This is a genomic window from Clostridium boliviensis (assembly GCF_033342255.1).
Classification (GTDB): Bacteria; Bacillota; Clostridia; order Lachnospirales; family Lachnospiraceae; genus Lacrimispora; species Lacrimispora boliviensis.
The window spans coordinates 1-324 of the sequence record NZ_JAWONS010000303.1 but is presented as its reverse complement, the minus strand read 5'-3'; the positions used below and the strand labels follow the sequence as shown (position 1 = coordinate 324).

At 61.4% G+C, this 324-nt stretch carries 1 protein-coding gene; it reads left to right on the top strand.

The features are described 5' to 3' along the window. Positions 1-324 (top strand): amidase family protein (locus tag RZO55_RS21635; RefSeq protein WP_318066343.1); only part of this gene is annotated, 324 nt, incomplete at both ends.

The window sequence follows — 324 nt, the reverse complement described above, 5'->3', positions numbered from 1 at the left end:
TAAAGCCGACTTTTGGCCGCATTCCCTACGATACGGGACCCACCCGCTTCTCCAACACGGATCCCTTTTTGCACCACGGCAGCCTGACGCGATATGTGGAGGATGCCGCCCTGTTTCTCGACGTTTTCCAGGGACCTCACCCGGATGATCCCTTTTCGCTGCCGGTGACGGAGCGCTTTTTCCCGATGGGGGCAACCGATCTGAAGGGGTGGCGGATCGCGTACAGTCCCAACCTGGATTATTTCGAGGTGGACCGTGAGGTTCGGGCGTCCGTCGAGGGAGCCCTCCGTCGGTTGGAGGAATGGGGCTGCCGGGTGGAGGAGG